The sequence below is a fragment of the Pseudoxanthomonas dokdonensis genome (assembly GCF_001431405.1).
In the GTDB taxonomy this organism is placed as follows: domain Bacteria; phylum Pseudomonadota; class Gammaproteobacteria; order Xanthomonadales; family Xanthomonadaceae; genus Pseudoxanthomonas_A; species Pseudoxanthomonas_A dokdonensis.
The window spans coordinates 257,945-278,599 of sequence record NZ_LDJL01000004.1; the positions used below are offsets into that span (position 1 = coordinate 257,945).

The following is a 20,655-nucleotide window of genomic DNA, read 5'->3' on the forward strand; positions in this document are numbered from 1 at the left end:
GCTCAGTGCAGGAAGCCGGCCAGCTTGGCCTCGATGTTGCGCGGGTTCTCGCCCTGGGCAATCGCGATCAGGCCTTCGATGACCATTTCGCGTTCGCGGCTGCGGCCGTTGATCACGCTCTTCAATTTGTTGGCCATCGGCAGGAAGAACAGGTTGGCCGATGCGATGCCATAAATGGTGGCGGTGAACGCGGCGGCGATGCCGTGGCCGAGCTTGCTGGGGTCGGCCAGGTTCTTCATCACCGCGATCAGGCCGAACACCGCGCCAATGATGCCCAGCGTCGGCGCGTAGATGCCCATCGCTTCGTAGACCTTGGCGGCGGCCAGGTCCTGGTGTTCCTGGCCGTTGAGGTCGATCTCCAGCATGTGCCGGATCGCTTCGGGCTCCAGTCCGTCGACCAGCATCTGCAGACCTTTCTTGAGGAACGGATCCGACTGCTCGTTGACCAGTGGTTCCAGCCCCAGCAGGCCCTGCTTGCGGGCGATGTTGCTCCACTCGACCAGTTGCCCGACCATCTGCTCGCCACCGCCCAGCGGCGGAAAGAATACCCACTTGAGCATCCGCGCCGCGCGTTTGAACACCGCCGGCGGGGTATGCACCATGATCGCGGCGATGGTGCCGAGGATGACGATGACGAACGCCGCCGATGACCACAGCGACGAAACGCCGGCACCCTTGAGGATGCTGCCGCCGACCAGTGCGATCAGGGCCAGTACGAGTCCGATGAGGCTGAAGATGTCCATGTGCTGATGTATCGGCCTTGTCGATGCAGACTTGAGCGGGATGACGCGGGGTGAGGCCTTGCCTGCGGTCAATGAAGGGTCGGTGTGGCGGGCCCGCCGCGGGCAGTCACCAGCGCTGGCATCCCAGCGCGGTCAGGCTGCGCGCAGGCCGTCGACATCCAGGATCAAGGCCATCCGGCCGTCGCCAATCAGGGTCGCGCCGGCATAGCCGCGCAGGCCGCGCACCGCGCGCGGCAGCGGTTTGATTACCACTTCCTCGCGGCCGCGCACCTGATCGACGATCAAACCAAACCGTTGCTCGCCCATCTGCAGCACGACGATGGTCAGCAGCGGTGGCAACAACGGCGGCAGGCCGAGCCACTGGCGCAGATCCACCAGCGCCAGGGTGGTCGACTTGCGGTCCAGCACCGCTTGCCCGTCGAACCAGCGCAGGCTGCTGGCCGGTGCGTGCAGCACTTCCATCACCCGCGCCAGCGGCAGTGCGTAGACCGGGTCACCGGCCTGGACCAGCAGGGTCGGCAGGATCGCCAGGGTCAGCGGCACCCGGATGACGAAGCGGCTGCCACGGCCGAGATCGGAATGGATCTGGATCTGCCCGCTGAGTTCGCGGATGCGTGACTGCACCACGTCCATGCCGACTCCGCGGCCGGAGATGTCGCTGACTTCGGTCTTGGTCGAAAAACCGGCCAGGAACACCAGTTGCAGGCATTCTTCCGGCGACAGCCGCGCGGCTTCCTCGGCATCGATCAGGTTCTTTTCCAGCGCTTTCACCCGCAGGCGTTCGGGATCGATGCCGGCGCCGTCGTCGCGGATCTCGATGGTGACGTAATCGCCTTCCTGCTGCGCGCTGAGGCGGACATGGCCGCTGCGTGGCTTGCCGCAGGCTTCACGCAATGCCGGCAGCTCGATGCCGTGGTCGATTGCGTTGCGGACCAGATGCACCAGTGGATCGGCGAGTGCTTCGACCAGGTTGCGGTCGAGTTCGGTATCGGCGCCGACCAGTTCCAGTTCCACTTCCTTCTGCAGCGTGCGGGCAACGTCGCGGGCGACTTTCGGAAACCGCGAAAATACCTTGCCGACCGGCTGCATGCGGGTACGCATCACCGCGCTCTGCAGGCGAGCGGTGGCGATGTCGAGGCCGCTGACCGCGCGGTCGAGTTCTTCATCGCGCAGGCGGGTGCGCAGGGTCTTCAGCCGATTGCGTGACAGCACCAGTTCGCCGACCAGGTTGACGATCGCATCCAGCCGCCGGGTATCGACGCGGATGGTCTGCTCGGCATCGCCGCCGCGTGGCGCCGGTCTGGCCGGCAATGCCGCTGCCGCGGTCGCCGGCATGGCGGCGGGCATGGCGTTCATTGCTGGCGCGGGCGGCGCGGTGTTGTTCGCCACCATGGCACCGTCACTGGCACCCGGTGCGCTGCCGGCGTGCAGCTGGTCAAGCAGGGCTTCGAACTCGTCATCGTCGATCAGGTCATCCCCTGCCTGCACGCTGGCGACCGGGGCCACGGTCGGCGCGGCCGTGCCATGCAACTGATCCAGCAATGCCTCGAATTCGTCGTCGTCGATCATGCCGTCATCGGCGCTGGCCACGGGCGCGGTGGCCGGCTGGGCGACTGCCACGGCGGCGGCCGGCGCATCGACATCGAACTGGGCCACCAGCGTGGCCGGCGCATGCGCAGGGGCTTCGCCCATCGCCACCGAGTCCAGCATCCGCTGCAACCAGTCCAGCGACTGTTGCGCGGCGTCGAAATGGCGTGGCTGCAGGATCGCCTTGCCAGCGCGGACCAGCCCCAGCGTTTCCTCGGCGGCATGGCAGAGCTGGACCATGGCGTGGATCGCCAGGAATCCGGCGCCGCCCTTCAGCGTGTGGAAGCCGCGGAACACCGCGTTGAGTTGCTGCGAATCGCCCGGGTCGTTTTCCAGCGTGACCAGTTGTTCGCCCAGCCGGTCGAGGATTTCCTGCGCTTCAATCAGGAAGTCGGCGGCGATGTCGTCGGGGACGGCGCTCATGGGTGGGTGCCGGTGGCGGCCTACAGGCCCAGACCGGACAACAGGTCGTCGGCGTCGTCCTGCGACACCGCGTGATGATCCAGACCGGCCACGACCGGACCGGCCAGCACGGTCGCCGCTTGCTCACCGGTCTTCGGCGGCAGGCCGAGTTCGGCAAAACCTTCATGGACGCGGCGGACGATGCTGGCGACGCGGCGGATGATCTGCCCGGTCAGGTCCTGGTAGCTCTGTGCCAGTGCCATGTCCGACAGGTCGCCGCGGATCTGTTCGACCAGGGTCGCCTGTTCCGCGGTCAGCGTGGTCGCCTGCAAGCGGGTAGCCAGGCCACGGCAATGGTCGGCCAGGTCCAGGGTCTTGTGGCTGGCCTGCTCGGTCATGGCGATGACGTGATCCAGGCGCGCGCAGGCGTCGTCCAGCTCCTCGCTGTTCTGCGCCGCCGGCAGCTCGCCGAGGGTATGCGCCAGTTCCCGCGCCAGCCGGCCCAGGCCCTGCATCATCGGTTGCGTGCGCCAGGCGGCGATGGTGTCCAGTTCGCGGCGCCAGCCGGCTTCGTCACCGGATTCAAGCGCGCTCAGCGCATGCGCCAGGCGCTCGGCCAGCGCGGCCCGGGCATCGGCCTGGGCGCTGGCGTCGGCAGTGGCCGCCAGTGCAGCAGCGGGGGCGTTCATCAGGCGGCCGCTCCCAGGCGTTCGAAAATCTTGCCGAGCTTTTCTTCCAGGGTCTGCGCGGTGAACGGCTTGATGATGTAGCCGTTGACGCCAGCCTGGGCCGCTTCGATGATCTGCTCGCGCTTGGCCTCGGCGGTGACCATCAAAACCGGCAGGGTCTTGAACCTGGGCTCGGCACGAATCGCCTTGAGCAGCTCGATGCCGGTCATCCCGGGCATGTTCCAGTCGGTCACCACGAAGTCGAAATGGCCCTGCGCCAGCGCGACCAGCGCGGTGTTGCCGTCATCGGCTTCGGCAGTGTTGGTGTAGCCCAGGTCGTTGAGCAGGTTCTTGATGATGCGGCGCATGGTCGAGAAGTCGTCGACGATCAGGATGCGCATGTTCTTGTCGTGGGTCACTGGCTACTCCGGTGGTGCGGGCGCAAGGCAGGGGCGAGGCGGGTCTGCGGGTATATCGGCAGGGCCGCGGAAAAATTTAGCGGCCGGTCGCTGGCGCCGGTCACTCGTCATCGAGGCCGGCATCGGCCTTCTCGAACACGTCCAGGCGCCCGCGCAGGCGCAGCATGGCCTGGCCATGGATCTGGCAGACCCGCGATTCGCTGACCCCGAGCACGGCGCCGATTTCCTTGAGGTTGAGTTCTTTTTCGTAGTACATCGACAGCACCAGCTGCTCGCGTTCGGGCAGTTGGCCGATGGCGGCGACCAGTGACTGGCGGAACTCGCTGCGTTCCAGCAGCTGCTGCGGGCTGGGGCCGCCGCTGGCACTGGTGTTGGGTTCGCCGTGATCATCGACATGCGATTCCAGGCTCAGCACGTAACCGCGGGCGGCGTCTTCCAGCAGGCGCAGGTATTCGGGCAATGGCATTTCCATCGCCGCGGCGACTTCGGTGGCGATCGCGGCGCGGCCGGTGCGCTGTTCGATCTCGCGGACCGTGGCGGCGGCCTGGCGCGCCTTGCGATGGACCGAGCGCGGGACCCAGTCGCCACGGCGGATTTCATCGATCATCGCGCCGCGGATGCGGATCGAGGCGTAGGTATCGAACGATGCGCCCTGTTCGGCATCGTAGCTGCGCGAGGCTTCGAGCAGACCGATCATGCCGGCCTGGATCAGGTCATCGACTTCGACGCTGGCCGGCAGCCGCGCGGCCAGGTGGTGGGCGATGCGCTTGACCAGATCCGCGTGTTCGGCAATGAAATCATTGCTTGCGCGCTGGACGGCCTTGTACTGGGCGGCGGCTGCGTTCATATCGCCATGCTCCGTGCACTGATCAGACGTTCGACAAAGAATTCGACATTGCCGCGGGCACCGGTCGGCGGCTGCCAGCGTGCGGCGATGCGTGAGATTTCGTTGATGGCGCGCGCCGACGGACTGCCCGGATAGGCCTTGACCACCGGTTGCTGGCGCTGCACCGCGCGCCGCAGCCAGTCGTCCTGCGGCACCGCGCCGAGGTAGTGCAGGGCGACATCGCCGAGGAAGCGCTCGCACACGCGCGCCAGTTTTTCGTACAGCCGGCGGCCCTCGTTGGGATCGCGCACCATGTTGGCGACCACATGCACGCGATCGACACCGCGTTCGCGCGACAACACCTTGATCAGCGCGTAGGCATCGGTGATCGAAGCCGGCTCATCGCAGACCACCACCAGCGTGTCCTGCGCGGCCTGGCAGAAGGTCAATACGCTGTCGGTGATGCCGGCGGCGGTGTCGACGATCATCACGTCGAGTGCGCGTTGCAGTTCCGAGAACACGTTGACCAGGCCGATGTGTTCGGCCGGGCTGAGTTCGGCCATGTGCCGGAACCCCGACGAGGCCGGCACCACCAGCAGGCCGTCCGGGCCTTCGACGATGACTTCGTCGAGCTGGCAACGGCCGGCGACCAGATCGGCCAGGGTGAAACGTGGCGACAGCCCGAGCAGTACGTCGACGTTGGCCAGGCCCAGGTCGGCGTCCATCAGCAGGGTGCGCTTGCCCATCGCCGCCAGCGCGCTGGCGAGGTTGACCGACAGATTGGTCTTGCCAACGCCGCCCTTGCCACCGGTGACCGCGATCACCCGCACCGGGTGGAAGCTGCCGACGGCGGCCGGGGTGGTGCGCGGATTGGTTTGCAACAGGTGGTCAAGCGACATGGATGGCCTCGGCAGGGCAGGGTTCGTCGGCTTCTCGCCGCAGTTGATCAAGGCGCAGCACCAGGTGCGCGCTGTTGGCGCGATGCAGGTCTTCGGGCACGCGCTGGCCGTCGGTCACCCAGGCCATCGGCAACTGGTGGTCGACCACCACTGACAGCGCGCTGCCGAGGCGGCCGGTCTCGTCGAGCTTGGTCAGCACCACGCCCTGCGGATTGGCGGCACGGAAACGCCGCACCACTTCGTCCAGATCGCTGAAGTGCGAGTTGGCCGGCAGTACCAGCAGGGTCTGCACCTGGCCAGCCGAACGCAGCCAGTTGAGCTGGCCGACCAGGTTCCTGTCGCGCTGGCCGAGGCCGGCGGTGTCGATCAACACCAGCTTGTAGTCGCGCAGGCGTTCGAGCACTTGCGCCAGCTGGGTGTCGCTGTCGGCTTCGTGGACGGCGATGCCGAGCTGGCGGCCATAGCTGTGCAGTTGTTCGCGGCCACCGACACGGATGGTGTCGGTGGTGACCAGGGCCACGTCGCGCGGGTTGTGCAGGGCGGCGTAGGACGCCGCAAGCTTGGCGATGGTGGTGGTCTTGCCGGCGCCGGTGGGGCCGACCAGCGCGATCACGCCACCGCTGGCCAGCGGATCCAGTTCGGTGATCGGCAGCTTGCGCGACAGCAGTCCCAGCATCAGGCCACGACCGCGGTGCAGTTCGGTATCGGCGGGGATCTGCAGCGCCACGTCGCGGCTGATGCCGGCATCGAAACCGTAATCGTCCATCAGTTCCAGCGCCTGCGCGCGCGCCGGTGAACCACGCAGGCGCTCGTCGGTGAGGCGATGCATTTCGCGTTCGATCATCTCGCGCATCGATGCCAGCTCGGCGCGCATCTGCACCAGTTGCGCGTCGTTCTCGCCGGCGGATGGCTGGGTGTCTGTGGCCACTGCCGTCAGCGGCGGTGACGGGCACACGCCGTGTTCGGCCACTGAGGGTGCGACGGACTGGCAGTGGGCGGCGTGGCTGTCGCCATGGTCTGGCATCTGCTCGACAGGGTCCACGGCGAGGTGCGGTTGCGGCTGCGCCACGGGACGCTGCGCGGACTGCGCACCTGCGGCCCCGGAATCCGGCGCCATCGATGCCGTGACCGGTGCCGGCGGCAGGCTGGCAGCCAGTGCCGCGGCAAACGAGGACATCGAATCCTGCGCTGGCAGCGGCGCATGGGTGGCTTGCAACCACGCCGGTGGCAATGGCATGCCAGTGTTGGCCGTGCGCGTCGTCGCGGTATCAACGGTGTTGTGCTGATCGCGGCGGCTGGCCGGCTGCTGTGCCTCGCCAGGCGATGGTTGCGCTTCCGCTGAAGGTGCAAGGGCGGTTGCCGCGGCAGGTGCGGTCACCCGGCTGAAATAGGCGGCGGCGGCTTCGGCCGGCGAGGGTGCGCGCCGGTCATCGTGCTGGCGCGGTGCTGGTTGACCGGGCAATGCCGGCGCCGGCGTCGCCGGACGGGTGGCTTCCAGGGCGCGCTGCACCAGCGACTCATCGTAGTTGCTGGCGGCCACGATCTCGATGCCTTCATCAATCACGCGGTTGGACAGGATGACTGCATCCGGCCCTTGCTCTTCGCGCACCATCGCGAACGCGGTGCGCATGTCGGGAGCAACAAAACGTTTGATCTTCATGGCGTCTTATTCACCGGAACAGAGTGTGTGCAGTGGCGGGCCGGCGAAGATGGCTTGGCGCCGCCTTGCCGATGTGGATGCCGTTGATGGTGGATGTCTGTCATCTGTGTGCTCGCTTCGCCAATCTGCATGTCGACCGTCATTGCAGTGGCCGGTTTACCACCTGCTGCTTCAACTGATCGTTCCCAACAACTTCAACCGCTTGTCCTCCGGCACTTCGTTGTAGGCCAGTACCGACAACGAAGGCACGCTGTGCCGGACCAGCCGTGCCAGCGCCGCACGGACCGAACCCGGCACCAGCACCACCGCCGGTTCGCTCTTGGCGTCCTGCTGGGAGACGCACTGGGCCAGGCTTTGATGCAAGCGCTCGGCCAGTCCCGGTTCCAGCGCGGCGCCGGTGCCCTGGGTACTGTCCTGCAAGACGCGTTCCAAAGCCGGCGCCAAGGTATAGACGGGCAGTTCCGCGGCCATGCCGGATATTTCCTGGACGATGAAGCGGCCCAGCGCGGTGCGGACCAGCGCGGTCAACGCGGCCGGGTCGGTGGTCTGCGGTGCATGTTCGACCAGCGCCTCGACGATGCGTCGCAACTGGCGCAGCGGCACCCGCTCGATCAGCAGGTTCTGCAGCACCCGCACCACCGTGGCCAGCGGCAACGCTTTGGGTGTCAGATCCTCGACCAGCTTTGGCGCGCTGCGTGACAGCGTGGCCAGCAGTTGCTGCACCTCCTCGTGGCCGAGCAGTTCCGGCGCCTGGCCGCGCAGCAGGTGCGACAGATGGGTGGCGACCACGGTGGCCGCATCGACCACGGTGTAGCCGAGCGACTCGGCCAGCGCATGCTGGTGCGGCTGGATCCAGGTGGCGTCCAGACCAAATGCCGGATCCTTGCCGGGGATGCCTTCGATCGGGCCGAACGCGCCACCAGGGTCCAACGCCAGTTCCCGGTCCGGATGGATTTCGGCACTGGCTACCGGAATGCCGTGGACCAGCACCCGGTAGCCATTGGCCGGCAGTTCCAGGTTGTCGCGGATGTGGACCGGCGGGATCAGGAAGCCCAGCTCATGGGTCAGCTTGCGTCGCACCGCCTTGATCCGCGACATCAACTCGCCGCCCTGGGCCTTGTCGACCAGCGTGATCAGCCGGTATCCGACTTCCAGCCCCAACGGATCGGTCGGCCGCAACTCATCCCAGCTCAGCTCGGCGCTGGTGTTGCCGGGTGCGGGCAATGCGGCCTCGGCCACGCTGTCGGCCGGTTGCAGGCTTTTCTTCCACAGTTTCCAGGCCAGGTAGCCGAGCACCGCGGCCAGCGTCAAAAACACGACGTTGGGCATGCCCGGGACCAGGCCGACGATGCCAATCAGGCCCGCCGCCACCGCCAGCGCCTTGTGTTGGCCGAACACCTGGCCGACCATCGCCTTGCCCATGTCCTGCGAACGCGAGGCACGGGTCACCAGCATCGCCACCGCCGAGGACACCAGCAACGCCGGCAGCTGGGCGACCAGGCCGTCGCCGATCGACAGCAATGTATAGACCTTGGCCGCTTCGCCAACCGGCATGCCATGTTGCAGCACGCCGATGGCCAGGCCGCCGATGAGGTTGATGAACAGGATCAGGATGCCGGCGATGGCATCGCCACGGATGAACTTGCTGGCACCGTCCATCGCGCCGTAGAAGTCGGCTTCCTCGCGCACTTCCTCGCGCCGCGCCTTGGCTTCCTCGCGGGTCAGGATGCCGGCGTTGAGGTCGGCATCGATGGCCATCTGCTTGCCGGGCATCGCGTCGAGGATGAAGCGCGCCGATACTTCGGAAATACGCCCGGCGCCCTTGGTGATGACCACGAAATTGATGATGGTCAGGATCGCGAACACCACCAGGCCGACCGCGAAATTGCCGCCGACGACGAACTCGCCGAACGACTCGATGACCCTGCCGGCGGCGCCGTGCCCGTCCTGGCCGTTGAGCAGCACCACGCGGGTGGAGGCCACGTTCAACGCCAACCGCAGCATCGTGGTCATCAACAGCACGATCGGGAAGATGGTGAAGTCCAGTGGCCGGCGCACGTATACGACCGCCAGCAGCACCACCAGCGAGATGGCGATGTTGAAGCTGAAAAGCGCGTCCAGCACTGGCGGCGCCAGCGGCACGATGACCATCGCCAGCATCGCCAGCACGACCAGCGGCGCGCCCAGTCCATGGCGCAGGATTTCCATCATCCGTTGGGTCGGGGACGGTGCGCTCATGCCGGCGTGCCCGGGCTGCCGGCGCCTTCATCGACCTCGACCTGCGGCAGCGCCGGGGCCTGCGCCATGCCGCCGCGCCAAGCGCGCAGCTGGTACACATAGGAAAGGATCTGGGCCACGGCCGAATACAGTCTCACGGGGATCTCCCGACCAATCTGGCCTTCGCGATACAAGGCCCGTGCCAGTGGCGGTGACGAGACGATGGCGACCCGGTGCGCCTGCGCGACCTCGCGGATGCGCAGGGCCATTTCGTCCACGCCCTTGGCCACCAGCGTTGGTGCGCCCATCTGTCCGGCCTGGTACTTCAGCGCCACCGCGAAATGGGTGGGGTTGACGATGATGACGTCGGCCGACGGCACGTCTTCCATCATCCGTCGCTGCGACAACTGGTGTTGCATCTGCCGGATCCGGCCCTTGACCTCGGGCCGGCCTTCGCTTTCCTTCATCTCGTCGCGCAGTTCCTGGCGGGTCATTTTCAGTTTGCGGGTGTGGTTCCACTTCTGGTACGGCGCGTCCACCGCGGCCAGCAGCAACAACGCGCCGGCGGTTGCCAGCAACAGCGTGGCGGTGAAGTCCAGGCCGCTGCTGACGGCCTGTTCCAGCGGCATCGTCAGCAGTCGTCGCAACGGGTCGATGCCCAGCTTCAGGGCGATGCCGGCGGCGGTGCCGACAAAGGCCACGCGCAACAGCGATTTCAATAGTTCGGCCACGCTTTCGGCGCCATACAGGCGCTTGAGGCCGGCGGCGGGGCTGAGCCGCTTGAAATCCGGCTGCAGCGACTTGGCGGAAAAGCGCAGGCCGCCGATCAGCACTGGACCGGCCAGGCCGGCGAGCACGCAGATCACCGCCACCGGCACGAACACCCACAGCAATTGCAGCAGCAGCGCGCCTGTATGGCCGAGCAGCTCGCCCGGTTGCTGGTAGAGGTCGGGCGGCGGCGACAGCGCCTGCTTCATCCAGGCCAGTGCCTTGCCGGCGATGGCGTGGCTCATCGCCAGCAGCGCCAGCACCCCGGCCCCAAACACCGCCGCCGTCGCCAGCTCGCGCGAACGCGGCACGTTGCCTTGCTCACGCGCCTCGCGCAGGCGTTTTTCACTGGGCTGTTCTGTACGTTCGCCGCTTTCGTCCTGCTCGGCCATGTCATTTTCCCGACGGGTGCGAGAAGGTCACTGCAAGTCGCGTTCCATAGAAGGCGCATCGCGGGGAAGCAGATCGAGTCCTGGCCTCAAATAGACAGAGGAGGAGGGGCCGTTCCAGTCGTGCTGCCACCAATTGCCACCGTGGTCCGCCCCTTCCCCTGCTTGCGGGGAAGGCCGGGATGGGGGCGTTAAAACAGATCGTCGGCGATGGCGTAACTGTCGCGGCCGTTGGACTTGGCCCGGTACAGGGCGGCGTCGGCACGCGAAAACCAGTCGTGCCAGTCGTTCTCGTGGCCCAGCAGGGCCGCGCCCAGCGAAATGGTGATGCGTCCGCCCGGGCCACGCAGTGAATCGCGCACCGACTTGCGCAGGCGTTCGGTGGCCGCTTCCAGTTCCTGGCGGTCGGCGACCCGCAGCAGGACCACGAATTCCTCGCCACCAAAGCGGAACACGTGATCGTCCTTGCGCATCTCATGGCGCAGGATGGTGGCCAGGTCGGCGATGGCGATGTCGCCGGCGGCGTGCCCGTACAGATCGTTGACCTCCTTGAAGCGGTCCAGGTCCATCACGATCAGGCCGTAGCCGGCCGCGCGCCGACGTGGCTGCGCCATCAGGTGGCTGAGGATCTTCTCCATCGCCCGGCGGTTGGGTACGCCGCTGAGCGCGTCATGCGAGGCCATCTCCTGCAGCACGCTGCGGTCATGGTGGCTGCGGGTGGCGAAGATGAAGCAGAAGGCGATGGTCAACAACGCCGTGACCAGTACCGAAACCGAATGGAAGCCGCCGTGCAGCAGATCCGGCAGCAGCAGGATCGCCAATACCATCGTGACGCTGGCGGCCAGCGCTACCCGGCGCTCGGCGATGAAGAAGTTGGTCAGCAGCACCAGGTAGATCCAGCTCAGCGCATCCAGGCCAATGACCCAGCAGGCGGCGATGCAGCCCAGGCTGTTGCAGATGGCCAGCGCGCTGCCAGCCAGCTGGCTGTTGCGGGTGCGGATGCCATAACCGACCGACCCGACCAGCAGGATGACGATGACCGCATCGACGGTGGCCGCCGCGGTTTGCCCGGTCAGCAAGCGGTAGATCCCGAAACAACCGACCACCACCGCGGTAATCAACCCCCACAGGGTGATGATTTCCAGGCGCAGATCATCGCCGAGGCTTTTCATTCGCGCACCTGTCGCTGCCTTGTCCAGGCGGGGTGGGTGCTGGCCCTGTGCGTCAGGCTGGCAGGGGACGGCACAGGCGGGATCGGGTGGCGGGCATCAATGGGCATGGACGGCAACGATAGCGCAGGCAGGGCAACGGAGTGCTAAACCGGGATGCCGGTCACGGATGCAAGTTGCGTGCCGGAACGCGTCGATCTCACAGCTGCGACGAGAACAGGGCCGCGGTGTGTTCCAGCAGTTTCTCCCGCCACGGGCGCTGTTGCCACTGCTCATAGGTGATGCGCCTGGCATGGCGCAGGTCGGCCTCGAACACGCCGGTGACGTGCTCGGCAAACGCGTCGTCGTAGATATTGAGGTTGGCCTCCTCGTTGAGCCGGAACGAGCGGTTGTCGAAATTGGTCGAGCCGACCGACACCAGATGGCGGTCGACCACCAGCATCTTGCAGTGGAACATGGTCGGCTGGTACTCGAAGATCTGCGCCCCGGCGGCCAGCAACTGGCCCCATTCGGCGCGCGAGGCCTTGCGCACCACCTCGGTGTCGATATTGCTGCCGGGGACGATGATCCGCACCTTGACCCCGCGCCGCAGCGCATCCAGCAGTACCCCGCGGGTCAGCTCGTCGGGCACGAAATACGACGCCGACAGGTCGATGGTCTGGCGGGCCGCGCCAATGGCCATCAGGTACATCAGCATCATGCTGTCGCCGCCGCCATCGGGCGAGGCGACAAACACCTGCGCGCGGGCACCGCCGGCGGGCTCGAGGGCGGGGAAGTAGGCCGGCCCTGACAGCACCTTGCCAGTGGCCTTGATCCAGTTGTCCATGAAGGCGGCCTGCATCTGCGCCACCGCCGGCCCGCGCAGTTCGTAGTGGGAATCGCGCCAGTGCTGCGGATCGCTGGCGCTGCCACTCCATAGATCGGCGATGCCGACCCCGCCGGTGAAACCGACCTGGCCATCGACCACCAGCAGCTTGCGGTGGGTGCGGTTGTTGATCCGGCCCAGGCTGTACCAGCGCAGGGGATGGAACAACTCCACCTGCACCCCGGCCGCGCGCAGGCTGGCCAGCATCCGGTCGTCGATCTTCTGGCTGCCGACCCAGTCCAGCAGCACGTGTACCTTGACTCCAGCGCGTGCGCGTTCGCTCAAGGCGACGGCGAATTCATCGCCAATCGAGCCGGACCAGTAGATGTAGGTCTCGAAGGTGATGCTGTGTCGCGCGCCACGTATCGCCTGCAGCATCGCCGGGAAGATGGTGTCGCCGTTCTCCAGGTTGCGTATGGAATTGCCGGCCAGCACCGGTGGACCGAGCAGGGTGCCGATCTCGCGCTGGAACTGCGCGTCACGCACCCCCTGGGCATGGGGAATCCGGTGTTCGATGCGCTTTTCACCGCCGGTGAAATTGAGCATCAGCACGGTAACGACAAACGCCGCCAGCGCGCCGCTCACGACCCATCCGATTCTTTTCCTGGTCAGCCAACCCATCCGATGCTCCGTGGTCCGCCGGCCATGGACGGCGGCGCTCACGCCAGCTTGGCGGGCAGGGCGTCAACGGCTTGTTAGCAGGGTTCGCAGCCGATTCCGTCCAGACGCCTGCAGTAAGTTAGCGGAAGATTCGCAGGATCAGTGCCCCAGGCATGGACTACCATGAGGAAATGAGCGTGTCCCGAACAATCGCAGTGATGATGTTGTTGTCCGCCGGGATCCTGTTGATCTTCCTTGTGTCCCCCGCTTTGCTCAACGCCTATGTGTCGAGCGCGCCGAATCAAGCGACCGTCACCTCTGGGCAAGTCTACGAGTTCAACCAACAGGGGACCGTGGTCTACCTGACGCTTATGCAGGCAGCGGTGGTGCATGCCGCGACCGCGCTAGGCGTGCTGTCGCTGGTTGGTTGCAGGGTTGTACTGGGAAAGGGCCGCCAGGCGAGAGTGCAGAGGGACTGAAAGGCAAACTGGTTTGATGGCGGCAAGTTACACTCATGCGCATTGGTTGAGAGGAGGGAAATAGAAGCTGTGAAAAATAAAACAGGTAAATTTCTTCTGGTGCTGGGAACTTTAACCCTGGTGGGTCTGGTGCCTCTCTTTTCGCATCAACTACTTAATGAAATGCCAAAGGAAAAGAGCGTTAAAACTGGCAATGTATACAGATACGACTCACACGGCGAAGTGGTTTTTCTGGACAAAAGAGGGGGGCTGAAGCTCTGGGGTTCCTGTGTCCTTGGCGTCACATGTGTGATCGCGGGAGCTGTCATCCTGAATCACAAGTCTCGCAACTAAATTTTCTCTGTATTTAGTTATGTGCTTGCCTGTCGCAGACGGCCACAGTGGCGGCGGCATGATCGGAGTGTTGGATCAGGATTTTCAATTTAATGAAGTATTGGTGTCTGATAAATGAATTTTAACCACTTTCTTGCTGAGTACCGGATCTGGTTCGGAGTGCTCGCATCTGTAGCTTTCGTTAATGGGTTTCTGGCACATCGGGAGCTGCTGAAGCTTTATGCGCAGCGACAAGATCTTCTGAGAAGTGTTGGAATAATTCGAGTCGATTGGTGGTTTCGTTGTATTTGGGGCGCTATGCAATTGGGTTTTGGACAAGCAGGGAAAAGTTTGCCATGGTTCTCAAGACTGGTATTCAAGGGGATTGGCTTTCACTACGCTTGGCTTTTACTCTTGGCCTTGCTCATGGCTTTGGGGGTGCTAAAAATATGACAAAGCCAGCGGAGACCGGATAGGCGCAGCGCACCCGGGATTCTTTAACGGGATCGATCATGTTGTCGAAAGCAATGGGAGCGGTGAGGCCCGGTAACTTGGCGAGAATTTATTGAAAGATCTCGTTGAAAATATATCAAACAAGGATGTATTGAAAACGGGGTTGAGGATGTGGGCGATGATGTGGCTGGAGCGGCTGCCGACGCAGTTAATTTGTTTTCTCAAGTAGCTCAGTGCGAGGGAAAATGCTTGGTTGCGGAATTGGCTAGTGAAAATGTAAAAGAAGTTGGAAAAATGGCCGAAGAAACCACGGTAAGGGCGGCTGAGCGTGGTTCAAAGAAATTGAGTTTACTAAAGGAGTTCGCGCCGTAGATAGGTGGTCCAGACTTATGGGCGCGTATTCACTTGGTTCCGGGATGATGTGTTTTGATGCTTGCCCATCGGAGAATTGATGTCTCAGAGATTATTTCTTGTTTGCATGTTGGCTTTGCTTTGCGCGTTAACTTCTTGGCGGGAGTATGAAAAATTAAAAAATGGGCACGGCTTGTTTTATTACATAAGCCCTGAGCATGGCTCTTCATTGCTAGCGGGGGCTATGTTGTGGGCTTTTGTGACGTGTGTTTATTATGTTTACAAGGAAGAAGGTGGCTAGTAAAGAAGACCGGAGGTCGGCGCGTACTTTCCGGAGTCTCAACTGGGAAATATAAAGTCGACTTTGCCCCGATGTATCCGGTACAGGCCGCAAAGAGTCAGCGTAGCCCGGGTAAGCGCAGCGCACCCGGGGCTCTTCAACGGCATCACCCACACGATGGCCCAGAATGCGCGGCAAGTGCCGGCGCGCAGCAGTGACAGCAACAAAGCCATGGACCTGGACTACCGCTATGCACAGGGCACCCCGATTGCGGCAAGCAGCATCAACACTGACTTGCCATATGCAAGGCCCGGCGAACAGGCTAACCTACATGCAGTGGCGCTAATCGAATTAGAAAATAACTCATTAGGGAATTGAAGCAGAAGGCGCGACGGAATGTTCTATTTTGGGATTGGGATTCTGTTGATTGTGACCGGGCTCTGTTTGGGTGCCGTAGGCTCATCATATCTTCCGCCAGGATCTAGATTGCCCATTGATTTTGGTGAGTACAAGGATGCAGCAGTAATATTTTTTCTGTACGTTGGTGCTTTCTTGGTGTGGCTTGGAATAAAAAATATTCGCCAACGATAGGGGAAATAGAGGTAAGAGTCATCTGTTCATGACCGACTCTGTAACGCGTGCAAGCAGGAAGTGCGCTGACTTAATTCAGTAAGCGCAGCGCACCCGGGGCTCTATACCGACGCACTCGGCAGCCCAGTGGCCACTACCAGCGCTGCGGGTACAGTGATCGACCGTAACGACTACGAGCCTTATGGCGCCATCATAGGCAAGCCCGGCTATGGCGGCATTGGCTTCACCGGCCATGTACAGGACGCGGCCACTGGACTAACCTACATGCAGCAGCGCTATTACGAACCGATGCTGGGGGTGTTCCTCAGCGTGGACCCGGTGACGGCGTACGACAGCAAAGATTGGCGGCATTTCAACCGCTATGCTTACGCTTATAACAAGCCTTACAAATTCACCGATCCGGATGGGCGATGCCCATGGTGTGTGGGCGCAGGAATTGGTGTTGATCTTGAGATCGCACGCCAAGTTGTAACCGGCGAGATCAAAGATACGAGTCTTAAGGCATAGCGAGCAACATTGGTAAAGCTGTTGTTGCTGGCGCTGCCGGTGCCCCTGGTGCAGGAATTGGGTCAGGTGTCGCAAAACTAACAGCAAGTGTCGCAGTTCGAGCTGCGGCGAACACGGCGGCAGGGGCTGCGATTGGTGCTGCATCTACTGGCGCGAACAATGCGATCGACGGGAAGAGCGTGACAGAAGGAATAGATAAAGGTGCACTAGTAGGTGGCGCCCTAGGGGGAGCTGGATCTTTGGCAGGGGATGCGGCTGACGCATTGAAGTCAGCGGCTAGTTCGAAGTACGTGAATGGCATTCCTCTTGTAGAAAGAAATCTACTCGAACACATGAAAAGAGCAGATCCAGCGCGTAGCGCGAACCCAAAGGCAGTGGGTGCCGAGGCTGCGGGCGCGACGGGGGGTAATACAATCTCGAATTCTGGCGGTCTGGCGGAGTCGTGCGGAGCTCAGAAAAAATGCTAGACATGAGCAAGAGAGGTCTATTGTTGGTTGTACTGAACGCATTCTCGGATGCGATTGCGATAGCGATTCTGGGCATTTTCGCAGAGGTTCTGTACCGTCTATTTGTTCACTTTGATGCCATGAGTCATGGCATGGAATTTTTTCCAATGCTGGCGTGCTTCGCAGTAGCAGCCATACTTATTGTCATCAAACTTCCGAGCGTGGCTAGAGCCTGGAAGGCTGTAAAAAAGACGTAGACAGTTAATGCACATCCATAATGCAAGAGGCCCGCCGATGGTGCGCCTCTTGCTGTTGGAGCTGGTGATCGCGTTCAGCCAGCGTAGCTCAGGTAAGCACAGCGCACCCGGGGCTCTTCAATGGCATCACCCACACGATGACGCAGAATGCGCGGCAACTGCCAGCGCGCAGCAGTGACAGCAACAATGCCATGGACCTGGACTGCCGCTATGACAAAGTTGGCAACGTCAACGTCAGTGTCGACTTTGTCGATGGCCGTCAGACCCGCAGCATGCGTTACGACAAGCTCAACCGGCTGACCCAAACCACGTCCATCATGTTCGGCTCCGCCAGCTACGGCTACGACAAGCTGAACAACCTGTTGAGCATGCAGGTCGGCTGAGGCAGCAAGAAGCGGAACTACGGTTACTACTACTATTCCCGCAACCGCCTGGCCAACGTCACTGACCGAGGAACCGGCGCCACGGTCATCGGCCTGGAGTACGACGCCCAAGGCAACCTGGCCAACAAGAACGGGCAGGTGTTCACGTTGTGCAGTGCCGTTATTGCCATAAGGCAGTGATACATCAATACCGTCAAGGTATCGGTAACGGCCAGTTCGCCGGTCAGCAGTGCCAGCAGGAACAGGCCCAGCAGCAGGGCGCTGGGCAGGCCGAGCTGGATCGGGTTGAGCGCTGGGGCGGCGCGGCCGAGTACGCCGCGCCGCAGATCTCTCACAACCTAAGGCACCACGCTTGCATGGAGCGGAAGAAGTTAGCGATTTGCTCCATGTTGAATCGTCAGCGGCAACCGCAAGCGAAGACTTGAGAACCGCAGAAGCTTTCAGATGACGAGATCTACGTGCGGATCATTCTTCTGCGATGGCTGAAGCGAGACTGACAAGCAGCGTCGCTAGCGACCAACTCGCGGGCAGTTATGTGCGCGCCATCAAATGTGATTCAATTCGTGTTGAAAGCGGCGCGATTCATCTGCTATACATGCTGCCAGTGGAAACGGTCGGCATGCCGCCGGCAGTCAAAGGGGAACAGGGATGTTGCATTCCGAACGTACAAGGGCGTTGTTTGTCGCAGCTGTCACTGCCGTGGTCGCCATCGCTGCCATACCGCACGCCAAAGCGATCGAGCCTTACGTCGAGTACCGCAAGCAGGTCGAGAAGGCCGAGTCGATTGATGCCCTCAAGCCGGATCTGATGGGCGAGCAGGTCAGCCTGTACGACGGCAGCACGCGCTTTGAAGTCACCGATATCAGCATTCCTGGTAACAACAGTTTGCCGGTGCAGCTTGTCCGCAGCTGGTCTATCGAGTTGCGTGTACTCTCGCCCGGTGGCGGTTCCAGTAGAGACGATTCTCTCGGTGGCATCGGCAATTGGACACTGGAAGTTCCCTATATCGCGGGAAGCTTCGATGCACAGTTCAACTGGAAGGGCGGATATCCCGGCCACGGCTCGGACGTTTCCGATAGTCGTTGCTCGAAAGCGATCTGGCCGGGAACGTCACAGGGATTTTTGCTCAACGACATCTGGCAGGGCAATGCGGTCACCATCCCGGGGCAGGGCTCTCGGGTAATGCTGGCGGTGGATGCGGATAACCCGCCTCCTGTCGGCGGTAGTGCGCAGGTCTGGACGACCAAAGACCATGACCGCTTCAGCTGCATTCCGATGAAAAGCGGCCTTACCGGCGAAGGCTTCCTGATGACCGATGCCAGTGGGGTCAAGTACTACTTCGACACCGCGGTGTCGCGGACGGCGGCAAAAATCAACGTTCCAGGAAACACGACACTGCGGGTCCGCACTTATCTGCTCGCTTCACGGGTACAGGATCGCTTTGGGAACTACGTCGACTACACCTATGACGGCAATGGCCAGCCGGTACGCATCCAGTCAAGCGATGGCCGCTTGATCAGCCTGTCATACAGCGAGGGAAATTTGACCAGTGCTACTGCCAATGGTCGAACCTGGTCGTACCACTATGCCGGGGCATCGGGGCAGACACTGGCGAGCGTGGATCTCCCTGATGGCTCGCGCTGGCTGTATGAGCCGGTTGGCAGCCTGACCGTGGGCAGTCCAGTGGATGACAGCTCCTCCGAGCCAAGCTGTCTGGGACAGGAGTTGTATGCGGATTTTGGGTTGAATGTCACCCATCCCTCCGGTGCAAAAGGTCGATTTTCATTTTCCAATACCCGGCATTACCGCTCCGGTGTGCCTAAGTCCTACTGTTCAAGCAGAACGTACAACGACAGCCTGCAGGATCAGCGCCTGGTCTATACGCTCCAGGCCCCTTACTACTGGGATGTCATGAGCCTGTACAGCAAGGAGATCACCGGCGCCGGTCTGCCCGGCTACACATGGAGCTACAGTTACGACAACGGCTTCCAACCGCTATGGAGCGGCAACTTCAGCCAGGGGCCGTGTTCCACCTGCGTGCAGGAGAAAACCAACCGGGTGACCAACCCGGACGGCAGCAAGAGCCTCAGTCGATTCGGGATCGTGCTGGCGGGTAATGAAGCCCGCGAACTGGGTAGCAGTGTCCTGGCGGCGGACGGCAAGGTGATGCGGACGCAAAGCAACCTCTACCTTTCCGATGCGGAGGCAGTCGGCCAGCCTTTCAATCCGAAATGGGGCAACGGACCAGGAAGTCTTTTTCAGAATGAAGCCAAGGTGCGGCCTGTTGTTGTCCGCGAGATCCTGCAGGACGGCGTCACCTTCCGTTCCGCGTTCAACACCGGTTGCGTCACCGCGGGCAAGCTCTGCGCTGATGCGCTGGCACGGCCGACAATGGAAACCGAAAGCAACAGCCTGGGCTATGCACGCACCAACAAGACCGAGTACTACGACAACACGTCGGTCTGGGTGATCGGTCAGGTCTCCAAGTCATGGACCAACAATGTTCTGGTCAGCGAGACCAGCTATAACGCTAGCACAGCGCTGCCAGTGACGATAAAAAGTTTCGGCAAGATCGAGCAGGCCCTCACCTATAACGCTGACGGGACCGTGGCAACCGTGGCCGACGGCAATGGCAATAAAACCTCCCTGTCGTCATGGAAGCGCGGCACGCCGCAGCTGATTGCCTATGCCGATGGCACAACCCAGTCTGCTGTTGTTGACCCGAACGGCTGGCTGCAGTCGGTCACCGACGAAAATGGTTTTGTCACTGCTTATACATACGACTCACTGGGACGGTTGGCGAGCACGACCTACCCGACCGGTGACAGTACCGCCTGGCATCCTACGACTTACACGTTCGAGTACCGTAATGCTGCCGAGCATGGTCTGCCAGCCGGGCATTGGCTGCGTCGTCAGAACACCGGAAATCATCGCAGGAACACATTCCTGGACGCGCTGTGGCGACCGGTGCTGGTGCATGAGTACGATGCGGCCGATGTCGAGGGCACGCTGGTCGGCACCAGCACGCAGTATGACAGCGAGGGTCGTGTCAGCTTCACGTCCTATCCGGCAAACAATCGCGTACCACCGCTGCAGGGCGTATGGACCGAGTACGACGCCCTGGGCCGTACCACGGCGGTGGCACAGGACAGCGAACTTGGCGTTCTGACCACCGTCACCGACTATCTGCCCGGCTTCAAGACCCGCACCACAGACCCGAACAAGGGTTACACGACGACGAGCTATCAGGTGTTTGCAACGCCGACACAGGAATATCCCGCGTTGATTGAACAGCCTGAAGGGGTCACGACCGAGATCAACCGTGACGTGTTTGGCAAGCCGCTCGAGTTGACGCGCTAGAACTGAACTGGAAACAAGGGGATC

Annotated in this window: 17 protein-coding genes and 1 pseudogene; 6 read left to right on the top strand and 12 right to left on the bottom strand. The window is 62.6% G+C overall.

What is annotated here, in order from left to right:
- Positions 1–2: 2 nt before the first annotated feature.
- The 11 genes from ABB29_RS04265 to ABB29_RS04315 form a co-directional block, all read right to left on the bottom strand.
- On the bottom strand, positions 3–743 hold the full coding sequence (locus ABB29_RS04265; protein WP_057657367.1) for a flagellar motor protein: 741 nt from the start codon (positions 741–743) through the stop codon (positions 3–5).
- Positions 744–875: 132 nt separating this feature from the next.
- Positions 876–2,753, bottom strand: a complete 1,878-nt coding sequence (locus ABB29_RS04270) for a chemotaxis protein CheA (RefSeq protein ID WP_057657368.1) — start codon at positions 2,751–2,753, stop codon at positions 876–878.
- Between the two features lie 20 nt (positions 2,754–2,773).
- On the bottom strand, positions 2,774–3,421 hold the full coding sequence (locus tag ABB29_RS04275) for a protein phosphatase CheZ (RefSeq protein WP_057657369.1): 648 nt from the start codon (positions 3,419–3,421) through the stop codon (positions 2,774–2,776).
- Positions 3,421–3,801, bottom strand: a complete 381-nt coding sequence (locus tag ABB29_RS04280; RefSeq protein WP_057657539.1) for a chemotaxis response regulator CheY — start codon at positions 3,799–3,801, stop codon at positions 3,421–3,423. Before ABB29_RS04280 ends, ABB29_RS04275 begins: the two co-directional genes overlap by 1 nt.
- A gap of 118 nt (positions 3,802–3,919) precedes the next feature.
- On the bottom strand, positions 3,920–4,666 hold the full coding sequence (locus ABB29_RS04285) for an RNA polymerase sigma factor FliA (RefSeq protein WP_057657370.1): 747 nt from the start codon (positions 4,664–4,666) through the stop codon (positions 3,920–3,922).
- Positions 4,663–5,544 carry a MinD/ParA family protein gene (locus ABB29_RS04290; protein ID WP_057657371.1) on the bottom strand — a complete coding sequence of 294 codons (882 nt, stop codon included), beginning with the start codon at positions 5,542–5,544 and terminating at the stop codon, positions 4,663–4,665. The genes ABB29_RS04285 and ABB29_RS04290 overlap by 4 nt, the downstream gene beginning before the upstream one ends.
- On the bottom strand, positions 5,534–7,204 hold the full coding sequence (gene flhF, locus ABB29_RS04295; RefSeq protein ID WP_057657372.1) for a flagellar biosynthesis GTPase FlhF: 1,671 nt from the start codon (positions 7,202–7,204) through the stop codon (positions 5,534–5,536). Before flhF ends, ABB29_RS04290 begins: the two co-directional genes overlap by 11 nt.
- Positions 7,205–7,375: 171 nt before the next feature.
- Complete coding sequence (flhA, locus tag ABB29_RS04300) at positions 7,376–9,442, bottom strand: flagellar biosynthesis protein FlhA (RefSeq protein WP_057657373.1); 2,067 nt, start codon at positions 9,440–9,442, stop codon at positions 7,376–7,378.
- On the bottom strand, positions 9,439–10,581 hold the full coding sequence (gene flhB / locus ABB29_RS04305) for a flagellar biosynthesis protein FlhB (RefSeq protein WP_057657374.1): 1,143 nt from the start codon (positions 10,579–10,581) through the stop codon (positions 9,439–9,441). The genes flhA and flhB overlap by 4 nt, the downstream gene beginning before the upstream one ends.
- A 188-nt stretch (positions 10,582–10,769) precedes the next feature.
- Entirely contained in the window at positions 10,770–11,750 is a 981-nt protein-coding gene (locus ABB29_RS04310) for a GGDEF domain-containing protein (RefSeq protein ID WP_057657375.1), read from the bottom strand.
- A 196-nt stretch (positions 11,751–11,946) separates the two neighbouring features.
- On the bottom strand, positions 11,947–13,209 hold the full coding sequence (locus ABB29_RS04315; RefSeq protein ID WP_157062504.1) for a phospholipase D-like domain-containing protein: 1,263 nt from the start codon (positions 13,207–13,209) through the stop codon (positions 11,947–11,949).
- A 176-nt stretch (positions 13,210–13,385) separates the two neighbouring features.
- Here ABB29_RS04315 and ABB29_RS04320 point away from each other — a divergent pair, with 176 nt between their 5' ends.
- The 5 genes and pseudogenes from ABB29_RS04320 to ABB29_RS04335 all read left to right on the top strand — a co-directional run bounded on the left by ABB29_RS04320 (position 13,386) and on the right by ABB29_RS04335 (position 17,271).
- Positions 13,386–13,691: a hypothetical protein gene (locus tag ABB29_RS04320; RefSeq protein ID WP_057657377.1), complete on the top strand. Its 306-nt coding sequence runs from the start codon at positions 13,386–13,388 to the stop codon at positions 13,689–13,691.
- A 447-nt stretch (positions 13,692–14,138) separates the two neighbouring features.
- Entirely contained in the window at positions 14,139–14,456 is a 318-nt protein-coding gene (locus ABB29_RS16275) for a hypothetical protein (protein ID WP_157062486.1), read from the top strand.
- Positions 14,457–15,318: 862 nt separating this feature from the next.
- Positions 15,319–15,465, top strand: a complete 147-nt coding sequence (locus tag ABB29_RS16280; RefSeq protein ID WP_157062487.1) for a hypothetical protein — start codon at positions 15,319–15,321, stop codon at positions 15,463–15,465.
- 327 nt (positions 15,466–15,792) lie between these two features.
- Positions 15,793–16,185, top strand: a pseudogene (locus ABB29_RS04325) (RHS repeat-associated core domain-containing protein); the annotation flags it as partial.
- 840 nt (positions 16,186–17,025) lie between these two features.
- A complete protein-coding gene (locus tag ABB29_RS04335) occupies positions 17,026–17,271 on the top strand; it encodes a hypothetical protein (protein ID WP_057657380.1) in 246 nt (81 codons plus the stop codon).
- Positions 17,272–17,303: 32 nt separating this feature from the next.
- Here ABB29_RS04335 and ABB29_RS16740 read toward each other — a convergent pair whose 3' ends face one another.
- Positions 17,304–17,606: a hypothetical protein gene (locus ABB29_RS16740; protein ID WP_057657381.1), complete on the bottom strand. Its 303-nt coding sequence runs from the start codon at positions 17,604–17,606 to the stop codon at positions 17,304–17,306.
- 313 nt (positions 17,607–17,919) lie between these two features.
- Here ABB29_RS16740 and ABB29_RS04345 point away from each other — a divergent pair, with 313 nt between their 5' ends.
- Positions 17,920–20,631 (top strand): RHS repeat protein, encoded by a 2,712-nt coding sequence (locus ABB29_RS04345; protein WP_057657382.1) that lies wholly within the window; start codon positions 17,920–17,922, stop codon positions 20,629–20,631.
- Positions 20,632–20,655: the final 24 nt, after the last annotated feature.

Excerpts from the sequence above, each read along its gene's own strand:
- ABB29_RS04265 (WP_057657367.1), bottom strand. The coding sequence starts at position 743 with ATGGACATCTTCAGCCTCATCGGACTCGTACTGGCCCTGATCGCACTG.
- ABB29_RS04270 (WP_057657368.1), bottom strand. The coding sequence starts at position 2,753 with ATGAGCGCCGTCCCCGACGACATCGCCGCCGACTTCCTGATTGAAGCG.
- ABB29_RS04275 (WP_057657369.1), bottom strand. The coding sequence starts at position 3,421 with ATGAACGCCCCCGCTGCTGCACTGGCGGCCACTGCCGACGCCAGCGCC.
- ABB29_RS04280 (WP_057657539.1), bottom strand. The coding sequence starts at position 3,801 with ATGCGCATCCTGATCGTCGACGACTTCTCGACCATGCGCCGCATCATC.
- ABB29_RS04285 (WP_057657370.1), bottom strand. The coding sequence starts at position 4,666 with ATGAACGCAGCCGCCGCCCAGTACAAGGCCGTCCAGCGCGCAAGCAAT.
- ABB29_RS04290 (WP_057657371.1), bottom strand. The coding sequence starts at position 5,544 with ATGTCGCTTGACCACCTGTTGCAAACCAATCCGCGCACCACCCCGGCC.
- flhF (WP_057657372.1), bottom strand. The coding sequence starts at position 7,204 with ATGAAGATCAAACGTTTTGTTGCTCCCGACATGCGCACCGCGTTCGCG.
- flhA (WP_057657373.1), bottom strand. The coding sequence starts at position 9,442 with ATGAGCGCACCGTCCCCGACCCAACGGATGATGGAAATCCTGCGCCAT.
- flhB (WP_057657374.1), bottom strand. The coding sequence starts at position 10,581 with ATGGCCGAGCAGGACGAAAGCGGCGAACGTACAGAACAGCCCAGTGAA.
- ABB29_RS04310 (WP_057657375.1), bottom strand. The coding sequence starts at position 11,750 with ATGAAAAGCCTCGGCGATGATCTGCGCCTGGAAATCATCACCCTGTGG.
- ABB29_RS04320 (WP_057657377.1), top strand. The coding sequence starts at position 13,386 with ATGGACTACCATGAGGAAATGAGCGTGTCCCGAACAATCGCAGTGATG.
- ABB29_RS16275 (WP_157062486.1), top strand. The coding sequence starts at position 14,139 with ATGAATTTTAACCACTTTCTTGCTGAGTACCGGATCTGGTTCGGAGTG.
- ABB29_RS16280 (WP_157062487.1), top strand. The coding sequence starts at position 15,319 with ATGGACCTGGACTACCGCTATGCACAGGGCACCCCGATTGCGGCAAGC.
- ABB29_RS04335 (WP_057657380.1), top strand. The coding sequence starts at position 17,026 with ATGACGCAGAATGCGCGGCAACTGCCAGCGCGCAGCAGTGACAGCAAC.
- ABB29_RS04345 (WP_057657382.1), top strand. The coding sequence starts at position 17,920 with ATGTTGCATTCCGAACGTACAAGGGCGTTGTTTGTCGCAGCTGTCACT.